General features: G+C 52.9%; 24 protein-coding genes. 11 read left to right on the top strand and 13 right to left on the bottom strand.

Annotation, left to right across the window (positions count from 1 at the left end):
- Positions 1–31 precede the first annotated feature (31 nt).
- Positions 32–634 (bottom strand): LysE family translocator, encoded by a 603-nt coding sequence (locus ACN28R_RS21220; protein ID WP_095835413.1) that lies wholly within the window; start codon positions 632–634, stop codon positions 32–34.
- Between the two features lie 133 nt (positions 635–767).
- Here ACN28R_RS21220 and ACN28R_RS21215 point away from each other — a divergent pair, with 133 nt between their 5' ends.
- From ACN28R_RS21215 to xopJ, 4 genes are all read left to right on the top strand, one after another.
- The gene (locus ACN28R_RS21215; protein ID WP_048637227.1) at positions 768–1775 is read left to right on the top strand and encodes a hydrolase; all 1008 of its coding nucleotides are present in this window, start codon (positions 768–770) and stop codon (positions 1773–1775) included.
- Positions 1744–1980, top strand: coding sequence for a YheU family protein (locus ACN28R_RS21210; protein ID WP_048637226.1), 237 nt, complete (start codon positions 1744–1746; stop codon positions 1978–1980). Before ACN28R_RS21215 ends, ACN28R_RS21210 begins: the two co-directional genes overlap by 32 nt.
- Before the next feature lie 55 nt (positions 1981–2035).
- A complete protein-coding gene (locus tag ACN28R_RS21205; protein WP_048637225.1) occupies positions 2036–2908 on the top strand; it encodes a phosphoribulokinase in 873 nt (290 codons plus the stop codon).
- Between the two features lie 147 nt (positions 2909–3055).
- Positions 3056–4120 carry a YopJ family type III secretion system effector XopJ gene (gene xopJ, locus ACN28R_RS21200; protein WP_072065830.1) on the top strand — a complete coding sequence of 355 codons (1065 nt, stop codon included), beginning with the start codon at positions 3056–3058 and terminating at the stop codon, positions 4118–4120.
- Positions 4121–4227: 107 nt separating this feature from the next.
- On the opposite strand, the gene ACN28R_RS21195 is transcribed toward xopJ, so the two are convergent.
- Positions 4228–4635 carry an OsmC family protein gene (locus ACN28R_RS21195; protein ID WP_095835412.1) on the bottom strand — a complete coding sequence of 136 codons (408 nt, stop codon included), beginning with the start codon at positions 4633–4635 and terminating at the stop codon, positions 4228–4230.
- Between the two features lie 319 nt (positions 4636–4954).
- Between ACN28R_RS21195 and crp the strand changes: the two genes are divergently transcribed.
- Positions 4955–5587, top strand: coding sequence for a cAMP-activated global transcriptional regulator CRP (gene crp, locus ACN28R_RS21190; protein ID WP_004090925.1), 633 nt, complete (start codon positions 4955–4957; stop codon positions 5585–5587).
- Positions 5588–5793: 206 nt separating this feature from the next.
- Here the strand turns inward: crp and ppiA are convergent, their stop codons facing one another.
- The 7 genes from ppiA to ACN28R_RS21155 all read right to left on the bottom strand — a co-directional run bounded on the left by ppiA (position 5794) and on the right by ACN28R_RS21155 (position 13217).
- Positions 5794–6363 (bottom strand): peptidylprolyl isomerase A, encoded by a 570-nt coding sequence (gene ppiA, locus ACN28R_RS21185; RefSeq protein ID WP_048637223.1) that lies wholly within the window; start codon positions 6361–6363, stop codon positions 5794–5796.
- 223 nt (positions 6364–6586) lie between these two features.
- The gene (locus ACN28R_RS21180; protein ID WP_183092088.1) at positions 6587–7363 is read right to left on the bottom strand and encodes an ABC transporter ATP-binding protein; all 777 of its coding nucleotides are present in this window, start codon (positions 7361–7363) and stop codon (positions 6587–6589) included.
- 60 nt (positions 7364–7423) lie between these two features.
- The gene (locus ACN28R_RS21175; RefSeq protein WP_082153011.1) at positions 7424–8311 is read right to left on the bottom strand and encodes an ABC transporter ATP-binding protein; all 888 of its coding nucleotides are present in this window, start codon (positions 8309–8311) and stop codon (positions 7424–7426) included.
- Complete coding sequence (locus ACN28R_RS21170) at positions 8283–9089, bottom strand: ABC transporter permease (protein ID WP_375153856.1); 807 nt, start codon at positions 9087–9089, stop codon at positions 8283–8285. The genes ACN28R_RS21175 and ACN28R_RS21170 overlap by 29 nt, the downstream gene beginning before the upstream one ends.
- 95 nt (positions 9090–9184) lie before the next feature.
- Positions 9185–10225 carry an ABC transporter permease gene (locus ACN28R_RS21165; protein ID WP_048637220.1) on the bottom strand — a complete coding sequence of 347 codons (1041 nt, stop codon included), beginning with the start codon at positions 10223–10225 and terminating at the stop codon, positions 9185–9187.
- Between the two features lie 149 nt (positions 10226–10374).
- A complete protein-coding gene (locus ACN28R_RS21160; protein ID WP_372490511.1) occupies positions 10375–11877 on the bottom strand; it encodes an ABC transporter substrate-binding protein in 1503 nt (500 codons plus the stop codon).
- Positions 11878–12062: 185 nt separating this feature from the next.
- Positions 12063–13217, bottom strand: a complete 1155-nt coding sequence (locus ACN28R_RS21155) for a mandelate racemase family protein (RefSeq protein ID WP_095835866.1) — start codon at positions 13215–13217, stop codon at positions 12063–12065.
- Between the two features lie 690 nt (positions 13218–13907).
- Here ACN28R_RS21155 and cysG point away from each other — a divergent pair.
- The 6 genes from cysG to ACN28R_RS21125 all read left to right on the top strand — a co-directional run bounded on the left by cysG (position 13908) and on the right by ACN28R_RS21125 (position 20403).
- Positions 13908–15287: a siroheme synthase CysG gene (cysG, locus tag ACN28R_RS21150; RefSeq protein WP_048637217.1), complete on the top strand. Its 1380-nt coding sequence runs from the start codon at positions 13908–13910 to the stop codon at positions 15285–15287.
- 476 nt (positions 15288–15763) lie between these two features.
- Positions 15764–16480, top strand: coding sequence for an ABC transporter permease (locus tag ACN28R_RS21145; RefSeq protein ID WP_048637216.1), 717 nt, complete (start codon positions 15764–15766; stop codon positions 16478–16480).
- Complete coding sequence (locus ACN28R_RS21140; protein ID WP_048637215.1) at positions 16480–17214, top strand: ABC transporter permease; 735 nt, start codon at positions 16480–16482, stop codon at positions 17212–17214. Before ACN28R_RS21145 ends, ACN28R_RS21140 begins: the two co-directional genes overlap by 1 nt.
- The gene (locus tag ACN28R_RS21135; protein ID WP_095835408.1) at positions 17211–17975 is read left to right on the top strand and encodes an ABC transporter ATP-binding protein; all 765 of its coding nucleotides are present in this window, start codon (positions 17211–17213) and stop codon (positions 17973–17975) included. The genes ACN28R_RS21140 and ACN28R_RS21135 overlap by 4 nt, the downstream gene beginning before the upstream one ends.
- Positions 17976–18022: 47 nt before the next feature.
- Positions 18023–18892, top strand: a complete 870-nt coding sequence (locus ACN28R_RS21130) for a transporter substrate-binding domain-containing protein (RefSeq protein ID WP_048637213.1) — start codon at positions 18023–18025, stop codon at positions 18890–18892.
- A 56-nt stretch (positions 18893–18948) separates the two neighbouring features.
- Positions 18949–20403: a M20 family metallopeptidase gene (locus ACN28R_RS21125; RefSeq protein ID WP_048637212.1), complete on the top strand. Its 1455-nt coding sequence runs from the start codon at positions 18949–18951 to the stop codon at positions 20401–20403.
- A gap of 62 nt (positions 20404–20465) precedes the next feature.
- Here the strand turns inward: ACN28R_RS21125 and trpS are convergent, their stop codons facing one another.
- The 4 genes from trpS to dam form a co-directional block, all read right to left on the bottom strand.
- Positions 20466–21470, bottom strand: a complete 1005-nt coding sequence (gene trpS / locus ACN28R_RS21120; protein WP_095835407.1) for a tryptophan--tRNA ligase — start codon at positions 21468–21470, stop codon at positions 20466–20468.
- A complete protein-coding gene (locus tag ACN28R_RS21115; protein WP_048639769.1) occupies positions 21467–22159 on the bottom strand; it encodes a phosphoglycolate phosphatase in 693 nt (230 codons plus the stop codon). The genes trpS and ACN28R_RS21115 overlap by 4 nt, the downstream gene beginning before the upstream one ends.
- A 19-nt stretch (positions 22160–22178) precedes the next feature.
- Positions 22179–22856 (bottom strand): ribulose-phosphate 3-epimerase, encoded by a 678-nt coding sequence (gene rpe / locus ACN28R_RS21110; protein ID WP_048637210.1) that lies wholly within the window; start codon positions 22854–22856, stop codon positions 22179–22181.
- Between the two features lie 186 nt (positions 22857–23042).
- Entirely contained in the window at positions 23043–23855 is an 813-nt protein-coding gene (gene dam / locus ACN28R_RS21105; RefSeq protein WP_048637209.1) for an adenine-specific DNA-methyltransferase, read from the bottom strand.
- Positions 23856–23901 lie beyond the last annotated feature (46 nt).

Raw genomic sequence — 23901 nt, 5'->3', positions numbered from 1 at the left:
GATATGCGGATTATCGGCCTGTGCCTGAGTTTTAGTGCCAAATCAGCAATACACAGGCCGCCGTCAGTATCCCCATCGAGACATTGAAAATAATCCAGGCTTTTTTGCTGCGCAACAGACGGCCGATCAACGTACCGAACCCCAGCCATACCACGCCGGCGACCAGATTCACCAGTACGATGCCGATACTTATCGCCACCACCGAATGGTGATATTCCCTGCCCGGCAGACTGAAGCTGGCCACCGCCCCCAAGCCCATCAACCAGGCCTTGGGATTAAGGAATTGCAGCAGCCATCCCTGATAAAACCGGATAGGCTGCGGCGGCGCGTCCAGTATTTCCAGTTTTTCATAGGCGGCGGTAGCGATTTTCCACGCCAGCCAAAGCAGATACAAACTGCCAAGCACCTTGAGTGCGAAATGCAACGATGGGTAGATCAGGATTAGCCCGCCGACGCCGAACGCCACCAGCAGTAAAATACTCTGCATGCCAAATATGATGCCCAACATCAGCCACAGAGAACGGGAAAAACCAAAGTTGGCCCCGGATGTCGTCAGTAACATATTGTTCGGACCCGGCGTAATCGCGGCCACCCAGAGAAAACCCAACATCGATAGAAACAAACTCAATTCCATGTAACGGGCGCCCCTCACCCTAAAACATTTTTGCGGTATAGTTGGTAATAAGTTGATTGTTAAACGACAGTACCGAAGCTAACAGTGTGATATTGATCGCACAAGACCGGACAACAATATTTTTATTCACACTATGTACGACGTTTTTCGCCCGCTCGTCGGCGCCCGTAATCCTCACCTGCAAACGCTGCTCCCCCGGCTGGTGCGGCGACGTGCGCAATTCGAACCGTTCTGGCAGCGGCTCGAATTGCCGGACGGCGATTTTGTTGATTTAGCCTGGAGCGAAAACCCGGAACCGGCGCGGAACAAACCGCGCGTCGTACTGTTCCACGGCCTGGAAGGCAACTTTCACAGCCCCTATGCGCATGGCCTGTTATATGCCTGCCGGCAACACGGCTGGCTGGCGGTATTGATGCATTTTCGCGGATGCAGCGGCAAACCCAACAGGATGAAGCGCATTTACCACTCGGGTGAAACCGAAGACGCCGGTTATCTGCTGCACTGGCTGAAAGAGACGTTCGGAGACGTTCCCACGGCGGCGATCGGCATCTCGCTGGGCGGCAATATGCTGGCGTGCCTGTTAGGACGGCAGGGCGACGCCTGTCCGCTGTCGGCGGCGGTCATTGTCTCCGCGCCGTTGATGCTCGATCCCTGCTGCCGGCGAATAGAGCACGGGTTCTCCCGCCTGTACCAGTACTATTTGCTGCATTCGCTCAAACAAAGCGCCGCCCGTAAACTCGCCGCTTATCCGGGAAGCCTGCCCATTGCGCTTACCGCGCTCAAAAAGATCAGGCGGCTGCGCGAGTTTGATGACGTCATCACCGCCCGTCTCCACGGCTTTACCGATGCGGCGGATTATTACCGTCGCTGTAGCGCCTTGCCGTTGCTGCCCGGCATCCGCAAGCCGTTGCTGATTATACAATCCAGAGACGATCCGTTTATGACTAAAGACGTCATCCCGGACGTATCCCGGTTACCCGCTAATATTGAATATCAACTGACCGACTATGGCGGGCATGTCGGCTTTGTCGTCGGGTCGTTATTAAAACCGGAAATGTGGCTTGAAAAGCGTATTCCGGCCTGGCTCACTCAATTTCTGGACAAACATTGTGATCATTCCCTGGCAACAACTCGAACCTGAAACACTGGAAAATCTCATTGAATCTTTCGTACTGCGGGAAGGAACGGATTATGGCGAGCAAGAACGCACGCTGCCACAGAAGGTTGCCGATGTGCGCCGGCAACTGGAATCAGGCGACGTCGTTCTGGTATGGTCTGAATTGCATGAAACGATCAACATGATGCCGCGCAGCCAGTTTAACGCCGGCGAATATCACCAGCGCTAAGCGCCAGGCAGGCAGGCAGAAGAGCAAACGCCATTATTACGGAGTAAATCGTCTTATGTCGCATAAGCATCCGATTATTGCAGTTACCGGCTCCAGCGGGGCGGGAACCACAACAACCAGCCTGGCGTTTCGCAAGATTTTTCAGCAGTTAAAAATGCAGGCCGCCCAGCTTGAAGGTGACAGTTTCCACCGTTATACCCGGCCGGAAATGGATATGGAAATTCGTAAGGCGCGGGATCTTGGCCGCCACATCAGCTACTTCGGTCCGGAAGCCAATGACTTTAGCCTGCTGGAGCAATCCTTCCTCGAATATGGCCGGCACGGGCGCGGTAAGACCCGTAAATATCTTCATACCTATGATGAAGCCATTCCCTACGATCAGGTTCCCGGTACGTTTACGCCGTGGGAGCCGATGCCGGAACCGACTGACGTACTGTTTTATGAGGGGCTGCACGGCGGCGTCGTCACCGATGGTCATAATGTGGCGCAGCATGTCGACTTGCTGGTGGGCGTGGTGCCGATCGTCAATCTGGAATGGATTCAAAAACTGATTCGTGACGTGAACGAACGCGGCCACTCGCGTGAAGCGGTAATGGACTCGGTGGTGCGCTCCATGGAGGATTACATCTCTTACATTACGCCGCAGTTCTCCCGGACCCATATTAACTTTCAGCGCGTGCCGACGGTTGATACCTCCAACCCGTTTGCGGCCAAGGCTATCCCATCGTTGGATGAGAGTTTCGTGGTGATCCATTTTCAGGGGCTGGATAATATTGATTACCCTTATCTGCTGGCGATGCTGCAAGGATCGTTTATTTCCCATATCAACACATTAGTTGTGCCCGGCGGAAAAATGGGACTGGCGATGGAGTTAATTATGGCGCCGCTGGTGCAACGACTGTTGGAAGGGCGGGAAATCAACAGCTGAAACCGACACCGTCAAATCGGCACCGACTCAGACGCAGTTAACCGTTCGAACCGCTCCGCCTAATTTTATCCATTGCGCAGGGAACTCATTCGATGATATGACCACCCATCCTTTTAATTTACCTATCGCTTTTAAAAGGAGTTTCTCATGGGTGTTAACGCATCTAAACCAAGCGGCGGTTTACCGCCCTACAATTATGGTTTTAATCCCTATAATCAAGACGATTATTACAGACCGCCTTCGCCCGAACGGTCGTCCTCTTATGCGGCAAGCAACCCGCCGGATTTTGATTCTCTCCCTGAACGGGCGGCAGAAAAGGCCAGAGCGTTATCCAATGCGTTGAATATGGCGTCCCTCTCATATTCCAACCCCGAACTGGCGCATTACGCCAGGAAAACATTGGAGCAGGCCAGTTCAGGCCAAACAACGGTTGAAATCACCAATCTTGATATTGGAAATATCAGAACGTTGGTAAATACCTACAACGATCGCTTTTCCAGCCTCAATTTGAAATATTTTTCCTCACAGGAGGACTTTTTAGACGAACTTAGGGACACCGATACCTCTGCATGGCGGGCCATATTAAAAGCGGCGCCTAATTCTCGTCACCATTTCGCCATTGATATCAGAACGCACGACGACGGTCAGAAAACCTTAATCGCGCTGGAGCCCAGCGTTGCGTTTCGTCCCATCGATGATGAGCGTTTTCACTCCATGCCGGGTTATTATTCTCTTCACCGGGGTATACAGAGGCAATCCGATGACGACGTTAAATTCGCGGTGATCCAAACCGAAGCGCAAAAATCCACGCAGGATTGCGTCATATTCAGTTTGAACTTCGCGTTGAATGCCTACCAGAAAGACAGCTTCTTTGATGACCTGCACGATAATCTAAAAAATAACGAACCGAGGCTGGGCACGTCGGCGACAAGCTATCACAGCATGACCGGCCTGGAATACATTGAAGGGAAAGAGATACTTCCCGCTATTTTCTTCAAACATTCGCATTCGCGCGCCATTATCAACGAGGTGCTTGATGCGCAGCCCGATCTCAGCGATAGAAACGTCAGCACTAATCGAGAAAGCCCGCATGAAACGCTGTCGGAACGCGTACAGGCTTTTCGCGTTCACCGCGAAGATTTGAGCTACAGCATGTCAATTGAAGCATCCCGCATGCGCAAAATACGAAAAGCCATAGAAAACGCCTCATGATCGCGCACCGGCGTCAGTCGCGGATGCCGATATTCGCGGGGGGAGTTTACAAACATGACAGGTCACGTTCTTGTGACCTGTCATGTTTAAAAAAGCGCGTACCCTATTTACGAGATATCAATCACTTCGTGACTGTGAGTCACTTCGATCGCTTTACCCAGCATCAACGCCACTGAACAATACCGCTCCGCAGATAACGCGACCGCACGCTCTACGGCTTTATCAGTCAACCCTTTGCCCGTTACGATAAAATGCAGGTTGATATGGGTAAACAGACGAGGCGACTCCGTTCTCCGCTCCGACGTCAGCTTAACCTCACAGTCGGCAACGTCATTACGCCCTTTCTGCAGTATGGATACCACATCGATCGCGCTGCATCCGCCAACCGACATCAAAACCATTTCCATCGGACTGGGGGATTTATCCCCTGAATTTCCATCCATTAAAACCTGATGTCCTGAAGCTGATTCGCAAAGGAATGTTAAGCCTTCAACCCACTTCACTCGAGCCTGCATGCTGCCTCCGCTAAAAAATTTTTGAATATTTATATCGTTACTGTACAAAATTATCTTATAACCAGAGCTTTATCATGCTGAAATGAGACAATACAAGACACGTCCCTCAAGGTGTGTTAAAAACAAGAACAGAATCTGCCTTATTCTGGACAAACTCAGATGCCGGGGAGATGATGACGTCGCCAGATAAAGGTTTTCAGTATATTCCCTGACGTCGTTCTGCCTACACTGAATTTGAACTTTTAACAGTAAATACGCCGTACAGGGAACTCTGAGCCCTGTGATTTGCGCAGTGACTGACAACAGAGGATGATATCGAATGGTTCTCGGCAAACCGCAAACAGACCCGACTCTCGAATGGTTCCTTTCTCATTGCCACATCCACAAGTATCCATCGAAGAGTACGCTTATTCACCAAGGTGAAAAAGCAGAAACGCTTTACTACATCGTGAAAGGCTCTGTCGCAGTGCTGATCAAAGATGAAGAAGGCAAGGAAATGATTCTCTCTTATCTGAATCAAGGGGATTTTATCGGCGAACTCGGCTTGTTTGAGGAAGGTCAGGAACGCAGCGCCTGGGTTCGGGCGAAAACGGCTTGTGAAGTTGCTGAAATTTCTTATAAAAAATTCAGACAACTGATCCAGGTGAACCCTGATATTCTGATGCGCCTGTCTGCTCAGATGGCCAGCAGACTGCAGGTAACGTCAGAGAAAGTCGGTAATCTGGCTTTCCTTGATGTCACGGGGCGTATCGCTCAGACATTGCTAAACCTGGCGAAACAACCAGATGCCATGACCCACCCTGACGGCATGCAAATAAAAATCACACGTCAGGAAATTGGCCAAATTGTTGGCTGTTCACGTGAAACCGTGGGGCGGATACTTAAAATGTTAGAAGATCAGAACCTGATTTCCGCACATGGTAAAACAATAGTCGTCTACGGTACCCGTTAAACCGGCGTATTAGCATGACCCTACAACAAAAAAGCGTGAGACTTATCTCACGCTTTTTTTTATCCGATATATTTGTCGGCAATAATATAATGGTTTAAAAACGGATAATTAATAAAACAAATAACGCATTGCCATTAGCCTGAGCGAATTCTTCGAACCCGCTCAGATTTATTGGCTGGAAATAAACCACCGCCCGAAAATACGCCTCAGGGCAGGACTTTCGCTGACTGGATCACGATCGGTTTGGTTGGCACATTCTGATAAGGGCCGACGTTTTCAGTCTGAACCTGGGCGATTTTGTCCGCCACTTCCATCCCTTTGACCACTTTACCAAACACCGCGTAGCCAAAATCGCGCTGACCATGATCGAGAAACGCATTGTCGGCGACGTTAATGAAAAACTGGCTGGTCGCGCTGTCTTTTTCCGCCGTACGCGCCATCGAAATGGTGCCGCGCAGATTGCGCAACCCGTTATCCGCCTCGTTGGCGATCGCCGGGTTAGTCGCTTTCTGTTTCATATCAGCGGTAAAACCGCCGCCCTGGATCATAAAGCCGGGGATCACTCGATGAAACGTCGTCCCGTTATAAAAACCGTTATTAACGTACTCGACAAAATTCCTCACCGATACCGGCGCTTTTTGATTATCTAATGCCAGTTCAATGTTTCCTGCCGACGTCGTCAGCAAAACATGCGTTACGCCGTTGGCGGCGAACGCCGGAGAAAAAGCCGTAAGTGAAATAAAGGCCGCCGCAGCAACCAGAGTACGTTTGAGCATGAGAATTCCTTTTTGAAGAAACCGCTTACAGAAAGCGTAGTGATTGTAAATATCCACACTCCTTAACGCTACCCATTTACCTTTTTTTACGTACAGATTACTTATTTTAACCAATTGTTAAATGCAAGCCAGGTTCTTACCTTATCTTATGATGCGAAAAGGACTGACGTTACAGCCAGTCCTCTTCGTTTTGTCGCCGATTTACGCACGAAACGTTATCACGTTATCCCATGCGTTCCGAGCGCACCGCCAGATCGCGGCTATACTGGCGGCTGGCATCCACCAACATGGCAGTATAGGCATTCTTCGGCGTATCGCGGGTTAAATCACTGATATCCAGCGTTTCCAATATCCGGCCATACTGCATCACCGCCACTTTATGACACAGATGAGAAATCACGCCCAGATCGTGGGTTACCAGCAGATAGGTTAATTTCTCCTGCTGCTGCAGCTCAACCAACAGATTGAGGATTTCCGCCTGCACCGAGACATCCAGCGCCGAAGTCGGCTCATCCAGCAGCAGCACCCGCGGCTCCAGAATCAATGCGCGGGCAATGGCAACACGCTGGCGCTGCCCTCCGGACAACTGATGGGGATAGCGGCGGCGGAACGATGCCCCTAACCCCACTTTCTCCAGCAACGCGTCAATACGGTCATCCCGATGGGTGAAACGGTGAATCAGTAACGGCTCTTCAAGGATGGTTTCCACCGTATGACGCGGGTGCAGCGAACCGTAGGGATCCTGAAAGACCATTTGCACCCGGCGGCAACGAGCTTGATCGATGCGGTGCGCCAGTTGCTGCCCATCAATCAGCAAGCTGCCCTGCCAGTGATTAAATAACCCGGCCAGACATTTCAGTACGGTGGTCTTCCCGGAGCCGGACTCCCCAACCAGACCGAAAATCTCGCCATCGCCGACGGTAAGATTAACGTCATACAGCACCTGATTCTGCGCACTTCCCTGCCCAAAAGACAGATTAAGGTCATTCACTTCAATCATGGGCCTGCTCAAGTTCGAGGGCTGGCTCAGATGAATGGTTTCGGTCGCCATAAAAACTCCTTACTCGTTAATCCAGGCAGGATCGCGGTTCATTACCGGCAGGCGCGGACGCGGATGGTCGATATCCGGCAATGAATTCAGTAACCCGCGGGTATAGGGATGCTGCGCGTTATCAAGATCGGCCGCGGCAATCGACTCCACCACCCGACCGGCATACATCACCAGTACCCGATCGCAGAAACTGCGCACCAGATTGATGTCATGGCTGATAAAAATCAGCCCAAGACCGCGTTCTCCAACCAGATCGTCAAGCATCGCCAGCACCTGCAAACGCACGGAAACGTCCAGCGCGGAGGTCGGTTCATCGGCAATCACCACTTCAGGTTCGGTAATCAACATCATGGCGATCATAATGCGCTGCCCCTGCCCGCCCGAAATTTCATGCGGATACAGTCCGTACACGCGTTGCGGCTGGCGAATGCGCACCACATCCAGCATTGCCATCACTTTTTCTTTGGCGTCGTTGCGTGAAACCTTGTGATGCGCGAGATAGGCCTCGGCAATTTGGTCGCCGACGCACACCACCGGATTCAATGAATATTTGGGATCCTGCATAATCATGGAAATCCGCTTGCCGCGAATCTGGCGCATCCGCGCTTCATCCGCGTTAAGCAGGTCGGTATCGCCAAAGCGCAGCCGATCGGCGGTAATCCGCGCACTGCGCGGGTGCAACCGCAACAAGGCGCGCCCAACGGTGGATTTGCCGGAGCCGGATTCGCCGACGATCGCCAGCTTTTCACACCCCAGCGAAAAGGAAACGCCGCGTACGGCATCGGTCACCACGCCGCCGTTGACGAAACTTACCCGCAGATTTTCAACATCCAGCAGGTTGCCCGCCGCCGAAGCGCGAGGGGACATGTTATTCAGTTCTGGGATCGAGGATGTCACGTAGGCCGTCTCCAAGAAAATTGAACGCCAGGCTGTTTATCAGAATCGCCAGCCCCGGAATAGTCACTAACCACCAGCACTCCATCATGTAGCGGCGACCAGCGGAGATCATGGTGCCCCACTCAGGATCGGGCGGCTGCGCGCCCAGTCCCAGGAAGCCCAGCCCCGCGGCGGTCAGAATGATGCCCGCCATATTCATGGTGATACGGATGATCACCGACGGCAGGCACAGCGGGACGATATGATGCAGCAGGATACGGATAGAGGAAGCGCCCTGTAATTTCACCGCGGAGACAAAATCCGCATGGCGCAGCGACAGCGTTTCCGCCCGCGCCAGACGGGCGACGGGCGGCCAGGCAGTCAAGGTAATGGCAATCACCACGTGCTCCAGCCCCGGCCCCAGCGCGGCGACGAAAGCCAACGCCAGCACCAGACTGGGGAAAGAGATGAAGATATCGGTAATCCGCATCAGCACCGTATCAACGATGCCGCCGTAATAACCGGCGACAACGCCTAATAACAGGCCGATAGGCCCGACGGTGACCGACACCAGCGCCACGATATACAACGTGATGCGGGAGCCATAAACCAGACGGCTGAAAACATCCCGCCCGAACTCATCGGTGCCGAACCAATGCGCCGCGCCCGGCGCCTGTAGCGCGTTGGACAGATCCTGCGCCAGCGGATCGTGGGTCGCTATCCACGGCGCAAATAGCGCCACCAGCATCAACATCAGCACGATGGCGCTGCCGATGGCGGTCAGCGGATTGCGCATCATCAGCGATAAAAATCCCAATATGCGTAAGCAGCGTAACTTCAGGCGGCCGTCACGCTTTTCCGGTAGCGCACTGAGTACCGGTCCAGAGGAAATACTCATGCGTTGGTCCTCGGGTCAAAGATTTGATACAGCATGTCCGCCAGCAGATTAAGGGTGACGAAAATCAGCCCCACCAGCAAGACACAGCCCATAACCGCATTCATATCGCCCAGCAGCAGGCTGCCGGTAAGATAGGAGCCGAACCCCGGCCAGGAAAATACGGTTTCGATCAACACCGCCCCTTCCAGCAGGGAGCCATAAGCCAGCGCGACAACCGTCAGCAACTGCACCAGGATGTTACGAAACGCGTGCGCCCACACCACACGGAATTCCGTCAGTCCTTTTACCCGGGCGGTGATGATGTATTCCTGCGAGAGTTGCGCCAGCATGAAGCTGCGCGTCATACGGCTGATATAAGCCAAAGAATGGAAACCAAGAATGGTGGCGGGCAGCAGCAGGTGATTGAGCGCGCTGCGGAATACCTCCCAATTGCCCTCCAGCATGGCGTCAAGCAACAGCAACCCGGTACGGTTTTCCACCAGCCCGTCATAGGCCATGTCCACCCGTCCGGCGCCCCCCACCCAGTTAAGCCAGGCGTAGAAAACCAGCAGCCCCATCATCCCCACCCAGAATATCGGCGTGGAATAGCCGGCCAGACTGATGAAACGGACAATATAATCCGCGACTTTTCCCCGTCTTGCCGCCGCCAGCACGCCCAGCGGCACGCCTAGGCCGGCGCCGACGATAATCGCCATCGTGGCGAGTTCTATGGTGGCGGGAAAGACACGGATAATGTCGTCGACTACCGGACGACCGGTCAGCAAAGCATTGCCCAGATCGCCGTGTAACAGTGAATTAAAATAGATAAAGAATTGCACATACAGCGGCTTATCCAAACCTAACTGTTGATAAACCTGCTGATAGGTACTTTGGTCGGCATCTTGTCCGACAATCGCCAGGACGGGGTCGATAGGCATCACGCGGCCAATCACAAATGTCAGGATCAATAATCCGAACAGCGTGACGATGACCTGAAATAAGCGCTTTGCCAACCGACGCAGTAATCCGCCTGGCTTGATCCAATCAGAGAAAACCATGTTCTTTCTCCTGATATCCCGATTAATGGTGAAACAAAATCGCCACTAACGCGGTAATGTCACTCTGGCGTTGCAAGTCAGGATAATGAACCGGCCGAACCGAACCGGTTCATCACCAACTACTCATCGAAAGAATCCGTTGAGGCTAACTAACGCTGCTTATAGACCTCGCGCAGATGCGTCGTCGATGACGGATGCGGCACATAGTCCGCTACGTCCCCACGCAACACGACGGAATCGATCATCTGAGAAACCGGAATGATGGCCGGATACAGCGCCTCATAGCGGTTCTGCACGTCGATATACATCTGCTTCTGTTTCTGCGGATCTTTCTCCAGCAACGCCTGATCGATCATCTCGTTCAGTTGCTTATCGTAGAAAGAGGTGCGCCAGCCTTGGAAATTCGTCAATTTAGCGGCATCGCTGTTATCGGGGTTGTAGACCACCGAACGCAGGCTGGAATGCGGGTGAGGATCCACCCCGCCGCCGCCGCGGCCAACCAGCATATCGAAGTTACGATCGCGCATCGCGCCGTACACCTGGTTGCCGGTGCCGGAGATAATTCGCGCCTTGATGCCGCCCTGCGCCAACGTTGACTGCACCGAAGTGGCAAGATTCAGGAAAGGCTGATCCGACAGAACGCGCAGCGTGGTTTCAAACCCGTTCGGATACCCGGCTTCCGCCAGTAACGACTTAGCCCGCGCCACGTCCAGCTTATAGCCCGGATCCGGCAACGTTGCGTCCATCCCTTTCTGAATAGGACGCTGATGATAGAAGCCGTAGCCGGTCATGACGGTTTTGTTGACGCCGTCATAGTCGATCAGATACCGCACCGCTTCGCGTACTTTCGGATTGGCGAAATACGTATTCTTCAGGCTCATCGCTACGTAATACAGCGTGCCTTTGGTCACTTCTTTGACGACGACGTCCTTATTCTGTCTCAGCGCATTGATATCGGGCACCGACATGCCGGTCGCCACATCGATATCGCCTTTTTCAATCATCAGGCGCAGCGCCTGTGATTCGGTCATATGGCGGAAGATAACGCGTTTCATTTTTGCATCGCCGCGCCAATAACCATCAACACGGCTTATGCGCAATACATCTTTCGCCTGCCATACGTCCAGCTTAAAAGGGCCGGAACCCGCTTCATTGGTCGTCAGCCAGCCATTGCCCCAGTCGCCGTTCTTCTCATGCTGCATAATCGTCTGACGATCCAGCACCGAGCCGCTGCCCAAGGTTGCCAGCGAGTAAATGATCAATTTGGGGTCATTCGGTTTAGGGAGTTCGATTTCCACCGTATGCGCATCTTTGGCGCGGATCATTTTCTCCACGTTGTCTGCGGTAAAACCGTAAGATTTCCAGGTGGTGGCCTGAGCCATGTTCAGGTGCAACAACCGGCTCATCGACCAGACAAAATCGTCTGCCGTTACCGGGTGGCCGGAATGGAATTTAGCGTTATCCAGCAGGTTGAAAGTAATGACTTTGCCGTCATCGCTCACGCTCCAGCTTTTTGCCAAAGCAGGTAAAACATTATTCAGATTGTCAGGATCGAGCTCCACCAGCGAATCATAGAGGTTCACCACGATGCCGACCACTTCGTTACCCGTCATGGCTGCCGGATCGAGCGATAGCATGTTATTCATATTCATCCCGACGATCAGTTGATCGTCGGGCGTCTTGGCGGACAATAAGGCGGGTGTTGCAGCGATACAGAGTAAACTTAACAGTAGGGTTCGAAGTATTGCTCGTACTTTCATCATTTTCTCCAGGTGTGGAAATATGGAAGACGACAACTTTTTATTTTTTAATGATGTTCTCTTACAGAAAACAAAGGTTATGCATCACTTAAGGTATGCTCCTCAATCCAATCAAAATTAATGTCTTCCCCCAATCCAGGACGCTGCGGCAGATGCACAAATCCCTGATCATCCATCGGATCCACAATGGCGTTTAGATAAGCGGCGGGTTGGTCATAATCCAGGAAAGGGTGCAACAATCCGCGTTCATACCAGCGGCAGTTGTTTATCGCCCCCACCACGGCCAGATTCGGCGCGCCATTGCCATGAACTTCACAGTCCATGCCAAAGGCCTCCGCCAGATGGGCCACCTTCAGACACGGCGCAATGCCGCCGACGCCCTGAACGCCGGCCCGTAAAATATCGCACGCTCCTTCCTTCACCCAGTCGGCCCGGCTGAAGTACTTACCGGACAGACTTTCCGGCCCGATGACATCAATATCCAGGCTCTTGGTCAGCCAGCTGTAAGAAGCCATGCTCTGCTCTTCCATCGGCTCTTCAAACCAGGTGAAGCCCAGCTTCTGTAGCTCGCGGCCGATGTACAGGGCGTCGCTGCGGCTATACCAGTGGTAGCCATCCAGCATCAGACAAATATCCGGCCCAACGGCTTCGCGCACGGCGGCACAGGCTTTTACGTCCATTTTCGGGCTGGGGGCGAAAGAAACCGGCGGCATCCAGGTATGCAGCTTGATGGCTTTATAACCGCGCTGAACCAGCTTTTCAGCGAACTGCGCGTACTCTTCCGGGGTGGATAAACCGCCGGGCAGTTCGTCGCCGCACATGGTGCTGCCGTAAGCCGGCACTTTGTCACGGAACCCGCCCAGCAGCTTATACACCGGCAGATCGAGCGTGCGGCCCAGCAAATCCCACAGAGCCGATTCGGCGATTGACAACGCACGGTCGGTCAACTGGTTGGCGCTGCCGCGTTGCCAGTGCACCAGATCCTGCCAAAGGCGCTCGCGATCGAACGGGTTTTGCCCGATCAGAACCTTACGGAAAAAGGCATTGATAATATGGGGACGAATGACTTCCGGCGGCGCAAAGGCATAGCCTTTATGGCCGTCATCGGCGCTTATCGTCAGCATCGCCATTTTGGCCTGGTTTTCCGCTCCCGGATGTGAATGTCCCGCACTGTCGGAAACCCGGTGCGTAGGATACGTAAAGACGGTGACATCAATTGATTCTATTTTCACGTTGTTACCTGCCTTGATATTTAACACGACTCATTGACCATAATTTCAGTGAAAAAACGCACGTATTGAGGGGAACCATTTTTATGTCGATAAGATCTGTATAAGTGAAAAAGCAAATATTTCTATCTATGGCTTCTTACAGAGAGATCGGCATCACAAAAAAGAAATCACGTATTAATTAAAAAAAAATGCTGTTTTATTTTTAATTATTAAGACTGTCGCCGGTTTAGTCATTAGGCAATTTCTTTCATATAAAGAAATTATGATGTGGATAATTAGGCAATTGCCCACAACCTTGTGAGCATTATCACTAGAGAAGTGTAAAAACTTACCTTTAGTACGGATAACTCATCGAATTAAATGAGGTTGATGACAAACCTTCCCAAACCCGTCATTCCCGCGTAGGCGGTCATTTCGTGGCACAGGCGCAAAGGTTAAGTAATTATTCGTTACCAGCCCATTGAAAAAGCAGCATTTTCGCCTATATGATGGTCGCGGCCCGAAAGATGAAATTCCATCCGTTGCGGATGATGCCGTTCAGGCCGCGGATGGCAACGGCAACCAAGTCTTATCCGTCGCTGACAGCAGCGCCGCAGCTAAAAAATAAGACGTCGCCATCAGCATTGCTCCCCCGAATTCCGTCCTGGCGGCAGCCGGTTTTATTCACCCACATTCAGCAAGAGGCACCACATGGATTACCTGCCAATATTCTGTCAGTTACGCGATAAACCTTGTTTATTGGTAGGCGGGGGAGAGGTCGCCGAACGTAAGGCCAAGCTGTTATTGGATGCCGGCGCCATTCTTACGGTGAATGCCATCAGCTTTAGTGAAAAGTTCATGCGCTGGCAACAGGAAAAGCGGGCGACGCTGGTACAGGGCGCCTTTGATTCCGGGCTATTGACCGGCGTATGGCTGGTGATTGCCGCCACCGACGATCGTGAAACCAACAAACAGGTTTACGACTACGCCAGTCAACAACAGATTTTCTGCAACACCGTAGACGACGTCCAGAGCGCAAGTTTCATTATGCCTTCCATTATCGATCGTTCCCCGCTGATGGTTGCCGTGTCGTCCGGGGGAACCGCGCCCGTGCTGGCGCGTATACTGCGTGAAAAATTGGAAAGCATCCTGCCGCAGCATCTTGGCAAGCTGGCGAGCCTTGCCGGAGAACTGCGTCAACGCGTACAAAACCGTTTCAGAAAAGCGGATACCCGCCGGCGTTTCTGGGAAAAGCTGTTTATCCACGATCGTCTGGCCCAATCGCTGGCGAATAACGACGCCGCCAGCGCACAGCAGCTTACCGAGCGACTTTTCTCCGAACCGCTGGATGACAGAGGGGAAGTGGTGCTGGTAGGCGCCGGTCCTGGCGATGCCGGGTTATTAACGCTGAAAGGCTTACAGAAACTGCAACAGGCCGATATCGTGGTTTACGATCGCCTGGTTTCGGCAGAAGTGTTGAATCTGATCAGGCGTGATGCCGAGCGTATTTTTGTCGGTAAGCAATCCGGTCATCATTGCATCCCCCAGGAACAGATTAATCAGCTCTTGCAGGAAAAAGCACTGGCGGGGAAACGAGTTGTACGGCTGAAAGGCGGCGATCCTTTCATATTCGGCCGCGGCGGCGAAGAGCTGGAGCATCTGCAGCAAGCCGGGATCTCTTTTTCCGTGGTGCCGGGAATTACCGCCGCTTCCGGCTGCGCCGCCTATAGCGGTATTCCGTTAACGCACCGTAATTACTCTCAGGGCGTAAGACTGATCACCGGGCATGTCCAACATGACACCGAACTTGATTGGGCCAGCCTGGCGGCCGAAAAACAAACGCTGGTGTTCTACATGGGGCTCCAGCAGGCTGATTATATTCAGCGCAAACTGATAGAGCAGAAGCTCCCTGAGACGGTGCCGGTGGCGCTGATCGAAAACGGCACCTCCACGGCGCAGCGGGTATTCACCGGGCAGCTTTCACAGCTTGGGGAGTTGGCAAAACAGGCCGTCAGTCCGAGTTTAATCATTGTCGGCAACGTTGTCGGCCTGAGAGAAAAACTGAACTGGTTTACCCAACGGTCAGAATAACCGCCGAACATTTTGTTATCAGGCCACCATCTGAACACCGCTGCCGGACGGTGGCCGCCGATACGAGCGCACCAAAATAACACACAGCACCACAACAGTGCATACAATGCACCATCACAGTCAAAACCTGCCTCAACACCTGCCATTGTTGCCCCTATTTTGCACCGTATCTGCCACTTTTTAATTAAATTCATATTAATTAATAAGCAAAATATATGAATAGATAAGCAATAACAGGACAGCGGAAAAGTGGCCCGAATGTTGCTTTGTCTCCTAAGTATTTTTACAGAACAACAGAGTAATACCCGGCTAAAAACCGGCTTATCGCGGTTCATGCGTATCGTGCTGCGTGGATCTGAAAAATTACCTGTCTACATCGTCGTTCCCGAACAGGGTGTGCGGTCCTCTGATCACAAAAAACGTTCTGATCACAACCTCGATTGATCACGGAACAATAAAATAGTTGGGAGCTATCTGTGGAAGAAGTGACTTTCTGGCAACTCATCAGTTTTGGTGAAAATGGCTGGGGGAAATTATTATTAATGGGTACGGGAATGACGCTCGCACTGTCATGCGGTGGATTCCTGATTGGCGCACTAATCGGTACGCTCGGCGCCTGGGCAAAAATTTGCGGTAATCGTCCGGTACGTTATCTTGCCGACGGCTATACCACCATCATCCGTGGCGTGCCTGATCTGCTAATCATCTACTTACTTTATTTCGGCGGCAGCTCGGCATTAACCATGCTTGCCAGATTATTCGGCAGTAATGAATTTCTGGGGCTTCCCGGTTTTGTCGCCGGGGTCATCGCCGTCGGCGTTTCCTCCGGCGCACAGCAGACAGAAGTGTATCGCGGCGCGTTTTATGCCGTATCCAAAGGTGAAATTGAAGCCGCCAAAGCCTGCGGGATGTCAACCATGCTGCGTCTGAAGCGCATCATCATGCCGCTGCTGTTGCGTCATGCGATCCCGGCGCTGGGCAATGTCTGGCAACTGGTGCTGAAGGCGTCGGCTCTGGTGTCGGTCACCGGCGTCGCCGAATTACTGACCCAGTCGCAGACCGGCGCGGGGTCGACGGGCAAACCGTTTGACTTCTTTATGGCGGCGGCAATGCTGTATCTGCTTATCTCCATCTGTTCCGGCTGGATCATGCGCCGGACAGAAGCTCATTATTCCCGGGGTGTGAAACGCTGATGGATTTTCCTTTTATTTATGAAACGTTTCTGGAAATTATTCCCGGTATTCCTTTAACTCTGCAATTGTCGATCGGCTCCGTATTTATTGGGTTCTTTCTGGCGCTCGGTCTGGCGTTAATGCAGATTGGCGGCAATCCCGTGTTACGCGGCGTTGCTCGCGTCTATGTCCTGTTTTTCCGCGGTACGCCGCTGCTGGTGCAGTTGTTCCTTATCTATTACGGGCTGGGCCAGTTCGCGTGGATCCGGGAAAGCGTGTTCTGGCCGCTATTGCGCGAACCCTATTGGTGCGCCTTGCTGTCGCTCAGCCTGTGTACCGGCGCCTACGCCAGTGAAATCATTCGCGGCGGATTGCAGTCGGTTCCTGCCGGGCAGGCAGAAGCCGCCCGCGCCTGCGGCATGCCTTCGATAATGATTTTCAGGCGTATCATTTTTCCGCTCGCCATTCGGCAGGCGCTGCCCGCTTACGGTAATGAGATGATCTCCATGATCAAATCCACTTCATTGGCCTCCATTATTACGCTAATGGAAATTACCGGTATCGCCGCGCGCATCATCTCCGAAACTTACCGGGCGCTCGAAGTGTTCCTGATTGCCGGCGCAATCTATTTATTTATCAACCTGATTCTGACACGTCTGCTGATGTGGGCGGAATACGCCGTCACGCCTTATCAGCGTGCGCCCGCCGCACAATCGACGGCAAAAAAAATCAAGAAACTGGGAGACCTCCAATGACCACACCAGCGATCAGCCTGCGTAACATTCACAAAAGCTTCGGCTCTCTGGAAGTATTGAAGGGGATCTCTTTTGATGCCAGCCAGGGGGAAGTGGTTTCCATTCTTGGCTCATCCGGCTCGGGAAAATCCACCCTGCTGCGTTGTATCAATATGTTGGAACTTCCCGACCAGGGCGAAATCGTCGTTGCCGGGGAAACGATTGAGTTGCAAACCAACCGCAAGGGACAAAGCCGCCCGTCCAACCCCAAGCAGATCGAGCGCATACGCTCGCAGCTCGGCATGGTATTCCAGAACTTTAATCTGTGGTCGCATAAAACCGTGCTGGAAAACGTGATTGAAGCACCGGTTCATGTATTGAAACGCCCCCATGCGGAATGCCTGGAACAGGCCGGACACCTGCTGGAAAAGGTGGGACTGGCCGATAAGCAACATTACTACCCCGCCCACCTTTCCGGCGGTCAGCAACAGCGGGCGGCGATTGCCCGCGCATTGGCCATGACGCCGAAAGTCATGCTGTTTGACGAACCGACATCCGCGCTCGATCCGGAACTGGTCGGGGAAGTTTTACGCGTTATGCGTACCCTTGCGGATGAAGGCATGACCATGCTGGTCGTCACCCACGAGATGGATTTCGCCCGCGAAGTCTCTAACCGCGTGGTCTTTCTACATCAAGGCGAGATTGAAGAACAAGGCACGCCGGAGCAGGTGTTCACCGCCAGCCAGTCGGCCCGCTTTCGGCAGTTCATCGCCAGTTGGTAACGTATCACACTAATTATTAAAGATATTTACACCGGGAGAAGACCTTTATGATGAAATCAAAATTAAAAATGATCGCCTGTTCACTGTGCCTGGCAAGCACGCTGGTCGCGTCGTTCAACGCTTCTGCGGAAGAGAAAAAATGGACGACGGTGCGGCTCGCCACCGAAGGCGCTTTTTATCCGTACAACTTTACCAAGCCGGATGGCACGCTGGATGGTTTCGAAATCGATCTGTACAAAGTCCTGTGCGACAACATGCAGGTGAAGTGCGAAATGATGGTGCAGCCATTTACCAGTTCGATTCCAGCGCTGAACGCCGGAAAGTTCGACGCCATCATCTCCGGGATGTCCGCCACCGACAAACGCCGTGAGGTCATCGACTTCAGCCAGCCGTATAGCCAGAGCGGACAGACCTTCGCGATGTTGAAATCCAGCCCACTGGCGAAAGAAATGCCTGATATGGGCAAACGTTTTTCGCTTAAACCAGAAAATGAAGCGGAAACCATCGCGGAAATCGAAAAACTGAAGCCGCTGCTGAAAGGCAAAACCATCGGCGTTCAGTCCGCTTCGATCGCCAGCACCTTCCTGGATAAATATCTCAAAGGCGTGATGACCGTACGCGAGTATAAAACCACGCAAGAACACGACCTCGATCTAAAAGCCGGGCGCGTGGATCTGGTTATCGCATCCCCGGCCTACCTGACCGGCGTAACCAAAAAACCGGGCAACGAAAACCTCGTATTGCCGGGGCCGCAGTTTGTTGGCGGCATCCTGGGCAGCGGTTCCTCGGTTGGCCTGCGGAAATCCGACCCGGAATTAAAAGCCATGTTTAATGCCGCTATCGAGAAAGCCAAAAACGACGGCACGCTGAAAACCCTGAGCGAGAAATGGTTTGGTATGGATACCGCGCCGCTCTGAGTTTCTCAGACGATGCGTATCCGTTTTCTTACCATGCGATAAAAGAGTCCAATTAAATGAATTTGACACAAAATGAAGAGACATTGCCGTCGATCGACCGTAGCGCCGTTGAGGAAATCTGCGGATTGATCGCGGCGAAACGGCAACAGTTCTGCACGCTCAGCGACGCCATCTGGGATACGCCGGAGCTGAACTATGAGGAATATCGATCTTCCGCCCAGCATGAAGCCGTGCTGAAAGCGGAAGGGTTTCGTTTGACAACCGGCATTGCCGGCATGCCTACCGCCCTACTGGGCGAATTCGGTTCAGGTTCGCCGGTTATCGCTTTTCTTGGCGAGTATGACGCCCTGCCGGGCTTGAGCCAGGAGGCGAATGTCGCCGAACCCCGACCGTTGGAAAATGGCGGCAACGGACACGGCTGCGGACACAACCTGCTCGGCAGCGCGTCATTACAGGCGGCCACCGCCGTTAAAGATTACCTGCAAAAGCATGCGCTGTCCGGTACCGTTCGTTTCTACGGCTGTCCCGCGGAAGAAGGCGGCTCATCCAAAGGCTTCATGGTCAAAGCCGGCGTGTTTGACGATGTGGACATCGCCATCTGCTGGCATCCGGCTGCGTTTACCGGAGTGAATAGTCCGGTATCCCTGGCCTGCAACGAACTGAATTTCTACTTCAAGGGCCGCGCTTCCCATGCGGCCAGCAGCCCGCATCTGGGCCGCAGCGCGCTGGACGCGGTGGAATTAATGAACGTCGGCGTTAACTATATGCGCGAGCATATGCCCTCCTCCGCCCGCGTGCACTACGCCGTTACCGATAGCGGCGGTCACGCGCCCAATGTGGTGCAGGCCAATGCAACCGTTCGCTACCTTGTACGTGCCCGGCAGTTGCCGGAACTACACAATTTAGTGAGCCGGGTGAAGAAGATCGCTGAAGGCGCCGCGCTGATGACGGAAACCGAAGTCCGCTATGAAGTGCTCAGCGGAGACGCCAACCTGCTCGGCAATTCTCCTTTGGAACATCGGATGCACGAACACTTGCTGACGCTGGGGCCGATTGAGTTTGATGAACAGGATCGCCAGTTCGCGGCAAAATTCCAGGCGGCGATGACCGCGGAGGACATTACCAGCTCTTACGCGCGGTTTGGGCTGAAACCTCAGCCGGGTCAAGCGCTGCATGAGGAGGTTTATCCGCTCTACAGTCCCGATCCCGCCTTTATCGGCTCAACAGATGTAGGGACCGTAAGCTGGGTGGTTCCGACCGTACAGGTCCGCTGCGCGACTTACGCGATTGGTACGCCGGCGCACTCATGGCAGTTGGTCGCGCAGGGTAAAGCGCCGGCGGCGCATAAGGGAATGGAATATGCCGCCAAAGCGATGGCCTCGCTGGCGATAGATCTGTTTATGACGCCGGACCTGATCAAGCAGGCAAAAGCGGATCTCCAGGCTCAATTAGCGCAAACGCCGTTTGAAAACCCGATTCCGGACGATGTCTCCCCACCGCTGCCGCAGTGATGGGATAAAAGCAAAAGGGCCGGAGAATATCTCCAGCCCTTTTTAGTCTTAGGCTTTACCGGTTAAGGACGGCCGACAAATCCAACCGCTTCATAGACTTTCTTTAACGTTTGCTGCGCGCGCGCGCTGGCTTTTTCCGCCCCTTCACGCATGATCTGCTGCAAAAGAGCCTCATCATTGCGGAAATGGTGATAACGCGCCTGCAAATCGGTGAGCATGCCGGAAACCGCATCGGCCACCGCGCCTTTCAGATGGCCATACATCTGGCCGCTGAATTCCTGTTCCAGTTCGGCAATGGTTTTGCCCGTAACGGCGGACAGAATATCCAGCAGATTGGAAACCCCGGCTTTATTCACCACATCATAACGAACGACCGGCGGCTCGTCCGAATCCGTCACCGCGCGTTTGATCTTCTTCACCACCGATTTGGGATCTTCCAGCAGACCAATCACGTTATTGCGGTTATCGTCCGATTTGGACATCTTTTTGGTCGGCTCCAGCAAAGACATCACCCGGGCGCCGGACTTTGGAATAAACGGTTCGGGCACTTTGAAAACATCACCGTAAAGCGTATTAAAGCGCTGAGCGATATCACGGCTGAGTTCCAGATGCTGTTTCTGATCTTCTCCCACCGGAACCTGAGTCGTCTGATATAGCAGAATATCGGCCGCCATCAGCACCGGATAATCAAACAGGCCGGCATTGATATTTTCGGCATAACGCGAAGACTTATCTTTAAACTGCGTCATGCGGCTCAGTTCGCCGAAATAGGTGTAGCAGTTCAGAACCCAGCTCAACTGGGTATGTTCAGGAACATGCGACTGAACGAAGATGGTGCTTTTCTGCGGATCGATACCGCAGGCCAGATAGAGCGCCAACGTATCCAGCGTCGCTTTTCTCAGTTGTTGGGCATCCTGGCGCACCGTAATGGCGTGCAGATCAACGATACAGTAGATGCAATCATAGTCATCCTGCATATTGACCCACTGGCGTAACGCACCCATGTAGTTACCAATAGTCAGTTCACCAGACGGTTGTGCACCGCTAAATACAATGGGCTTGCTCATACTAACGCTTCCTGATTTTTTGAAGATGACGGCCCAACGATGGGCAACAAATCGGCAAAACGATCCAGCGTAATATCCGGATGACTCAACTCGATCGCTTCACCATAGTTATATCCGTAGGTCATACCGACGCAAGGACAACCGGCGGCCTGGGATGCTTGAATATCATTACGGGAATCACCGACGAAAAGTAATTCACCCGCGCGCAATCCTAATTTCCCCAATACCAGATACAGGGGCGCCGGATGCGGCTTTTTGGCGATGACGTCATCACCGCCGATAATAAGGGAAAAGTACGCGTCAATTCCCAGCGACGCCAGCAAAGGCGCGACAAACGGCGTCGGCTTATTGGTCACGATCGCCATCGGCAATCCCTGCCCGGCCAGATGCGCCAGCGTCTCTTTAACCTGTGGATACAGCGTACTGCCGTTATCCACGGTTTGCTCATAATAGCGATCGAACGTCTCGCGTGTATCCCGGATGCGCTGCGGCGTCGGTTCCACGCCGGCCCAGCGCAGCGCGCGTTCAACCAGTACATCGGCGCCGTTGCCAATCCAGGTGGCGACCCGCTCTTCGCCCGCGGCGGGAAGAGACTGCGCCCGTAACGCTAAATCTATCGCGGCGGCCAAACCAGGCGCGCTGTTAATCAAGGTGCCATCCAGGTCAAACGCCACTCCCCGGATGGGCATGGTTTTTATAAGCGCGCTGTTATTCATTCGTCGCCTTCGCCAATTCTCCGCGCATCCTATCGATAACCGCCCGATAGTCCGGCTGGCTGAAAATCGCAGAGCCCGCCACAAACATATCGGCGCCCGCCGCAGCGATAGCGCCGATATTATCAACCTTAACGCCGCCATCCACTTCAAGACGGATATCATAGCCGCTGTCGTCAATCAGCTTGCGCACCTGCCGCAGTTTATCCAGCGTCGACGGAAGAAACGACTGCCCGCCAAAGCCGGGGTTGACCGACATCAGCAAAATAATATCCAGCTTATCCATGACGTAATCAAGATAGCTAAGCGGGGTGGCGGGATTGAAAACCAGGCCGGCCTTGCAGCCGTGATCTTTAATCAGTTGCAGGGAGCGATCGACATGCTCCGAGGCTTCGGGATGAAACGTAATGAAACTGGCGCCCGCCTGCGCAAAGTCAGGAATGATGCGGTCAACGGGCTTAACCATCAGATGAACATCAATCGGCGCCGTGATGCCGTAATCCCGCAAAGATTTCAGCACCAGCGGGCCAATGGTCAGATTTGGCACATAGTGGTTATCCATTACATCAAAATGAACCACGTCGGCGCCCGCCGACAGTGCGTTAGCGGTATCTTCACCAAGCCGGGCAAAGTCAGCCGACAGAATAGACGGGGCGATTAAAAACGGTTTCATTCGCTTCTCCAAACGATCAAGTCTGAATCCTGCTGCTTGGGATGGCCGTTAATTCATCATCCCGTTCAGCGATGGTTTTTAAACTGAAAGTCGCCAAGCCACGCCAACTTCCAGTCAGTCATGTTTATCTTGTTGCCATACTGTTTCAGCTTACAACCGGTTGCGAGCTGATTCATATAACCACGATCAACAATACAACGCTAAAAGCTCATTTACCTTACTGCGTCCCAGAATATTACGGCTAATCGTCCGGCGCGCTTTGACGACATAAAGCGATGCATCCTGATACCACTCACGGGTCAGCACCGTGTCGTGGTTGGAAATCAGTACGGGGATCTGATTTTCAACCGACAAACGATGAGCCAATCGCGCCAGATTCTGCTGGTCAACGGTATTAAAATTATTAGTATGGTACGCCGTAAAGTTGGCGGTCGCTGACAATGGCGCATAGGGAGGATCGCAATAAACAACCGAACCGGGTTCAGCCTTAATCAGCGTCTGGTGGTAATGCTCGCAAACAAAAGTCGCGCTCCTGGCCTTAAAGGCAAACCAGCGAATTTCTTCTTCCGGGAAATAAGGCTTTTTATAACGCCCGAACGGCACATTAAATTCGCCGCGCATGTTGTAGCGGCACAGACCGTTATAACAATGCCGGTTTAGATAAAGAAATAGAACCGCACGCCGGTAGGCGTCAGTACAAAGATTAAACTCTTCACGCAGCAAATAAAACGTCTCTGACGTATTCACTTCATCAGTAAAAAGCTTGCGGGAGTCGCGAATAAAATCGTCGGCGTTTGACTTGACGATGTTATAGAGATTAATGAGATCGCTATTAATATCGGCCAATATATAGTTGTCGTACTCTGTGTTCAGAAATACAGAACCCGCGCCAACAAATGGCTCTATCAGGCAATCCCCTGCGGGTAAATAGCGACGAATTTCTTCCACCAGCGGATATTTACCACCAGCCCATTTTAAAAAAGCGCGGTTTTTTTTCATGCCGTCGTTAGTTACTCATACTTTTCAGAGCCGCGGATTGTACTCT

The organism is Brenneria goodwinii (genome assembly GCF_002291445.1).
Lineage (GTDB): Bacteria > Pseudomonadota > Gammaproteobacteria > Enterobacterales > Enterobacteriaceae > Brenneria > Brenneria goodwinii.
This window is presented reverse-complemented; position numbering and strand designations above follow the sequence as displayed.